Source organism: Paenisporosarcina sp. P5_A11 (genome assembly GCF_056400705.1).
In genome coordinates this window covers 1-2,110 of record NZ_JBFUKT010000300.1, presented here as the reverse complement: position 1 = coordinate 2,110, position 2,110 = coordinate 1, and the positions used below count along the sequence as shown (strand labels likewise).

At 37.6% G+C, this 2,110-nt stretch carries 3 protein-coding genes; all 3 read right to left on the bottom strand.

The window, feature by feature from the left end; genetic code table 11:
* On the bottom strand, window positions 1-287 hold a 287-nt coding region (locus tag AC1DOS_RS19655), incomplete at its 3' end, for an ATP-binding cassette domain-containing protein (RefSeq protein WP_477538837.1).
* Window positions 288-636: 349 nt separating this feature from the next.
* Entirely contained in the window at window positions 637-1,872 is a 1,236-nt protein-coding gene (gene fabF, locus AC1DOS_RS19650) for a beta-ketoacyl-ACP synthase II (protein ID WP_108584229.1), read from the bottom strand.
* Between the two features lie 88 nt (window positions 1,873-1,960).
* On the bottom strand, window positions 1,961-2,110 hold a 150-nt coding region (locus AC1DOS_RS19645; protein WP_477538838.1), incomplete at its 5' end, for a 3-oxoacyl-[acyl-carrier-protein] synthase III C-terminal domain-containing protein.

The window sequence follows — 2,110 nt, the reverse complement described above, 5'->3', positions numbered from 1 at the left end:
CCTATATCGTTACCTCGTACATTATTCAGTTTTTCATCTGTCAATGTAGCAAGGTTAAGTCCTTTAAATTGGATTTCACCCGTTATTTTGGTGTTGTTATGATCGTGAAGGCCAATTATGGATGTTGCTAAAGTACTTTTTCCGCATCCTGATTCTCCAACAATCGCTAAGATTTCGTTTTTCTTTAAATGAATTGAGACTCCGTCTACTGCATTAAAATATTTATCTTTCACTCTGAAACCAGTATGTAAATTATTAATAGTCAAAAGTTCTTGAGTCGGTTTCAAACAATTACTCCTCTCATGCTTATTCTAAGATGTGGCGAAACACTTATTCTTTTTAAAATTTAAATTTTTCTGTTAATTGGTCTTCTAGTTGTAAATTCTATTACAGAATTATTACAACCGCAACAACTTTTTTGATTTTTTCCTATTTTTACTTTATTTTGAAATGAAGAATATTCTTAACAAGCAGAATTAACAAGGTGATGTTCCCATTATCGTAAAGATAGACAAAAATGTTATTACTTTGCCAATTTCCATTTAATTATAAAGTCTTTCGTGATATTCCAAGTAGATCTGGAGAAGTTGTTGGAATTGGGCAAAAAAAAATCTCCTCATTAAGAGGAGACCTTTACTATATTTTTTTAAATAAAAGTGATGCATTATGACCGCCAAAACCTAGAGAATTACTCATTGCATATTCAATCTCTTGATTGCGCGAAGCATTCGCAACATAATCCAAATCACAAATTGGATCCGGGTTTTCTAAATTCATTGTTGGTGGCAAAATACTTTCTTGTAGAGCTAATGCTGTGAAAATAGCTTCAATTCCACCAGCTGCTCCAAGTAAATGTCCCGTCATAGATTTTGTTGAACTCATTGCAAGTTTATATGCATGTTCGCCAAATACGGTTTTTACTGCCATTGTTTCAAACTGATCATTGTACGGTGTACTTGTACCATGAGCATTAATATAATCTACTTGAGTAGGGTCAATTCCACCATCTGCAAGTGCTTGTTGCATGGCTCTAGCCGCTCCTTCGCCTTCAGGTGCCGGTGCCGTAATATGATGTGCATCACCAGTAGAACCATAGCCAATTATTTCAGCATACATTTTTGCTCCACGAGCCTTCGCATGTTCATACTCTTCCAAAATAACAATACCTGATCCTTCACCAATAACAAAACCATCACGTTTGGCATCAAAAGGACGTGAAGCTGTTTTAATATCTGTGTTAAGCGTAAGTGCAGTGTTGGAACAAAAACCAGCAACAGACATATTCGTGATAGGGGCTTCAGCTCCTCCAGAAATCATCACATCTGCTTCACCACGTTCAATTACCTTAAACGCATCACCTATTGAGTTAGTACCCGAGGCACAAGCGGTTACAGTACAAGAGTTCATCGCTTTAGCACCAAAATGAATGGACACTTGGCCAGCTGCCATATCTGGTATCATCATTGGTACGAAAAATGGACTCACTCGTCGATAGCCACGGTCTAGGAATGTACGGAACTGCGCTTCATACGTTTCCATTCCTCCGATTCCTGATCCAATCCAGACACCTGTACGAAGACCAAGTTCTGGTGTGATTTCTAAATTTGCATCTTTAACAGCCATAATCGAAGCAGCTAATGCAAAATGTGTAAAGCGGTCCATTTTACGCGCTTCTTTACGTTCGATATATGTTTCAATATCAAAATCTTTAACTTCTGCCGCTACTTTAGCAGGGAAATCATCTGGATTCACACGCGTCAAAGGACCAACGCCTGATCTACCTTCTTTAATCCCTTCCCAAGTCGATTCTATATTATTGCCAAGCGGAGTTATTGCTCCAACTCCTGTTATTACAACACGACGCTTTGTCATGATAATTTTCTCCCCTTCATGTGAAACTTAAAAGATTTAGTATATTAAAGTATCCTATGGTAATTCCAAGTTTAGCGTTAGAAAAGAATTATTTTCCCCATTTTAAGCAGATGGCACCCCAAGTTAGTCCGCCACCAAATCCTACAAGGACAACTACATCATCGTTTTTCACTTTTCCTGCTAGTACTTCTTCTTTTAATGCTATCGGAATGGAAGCTGCAGATGTATTACCAAACTG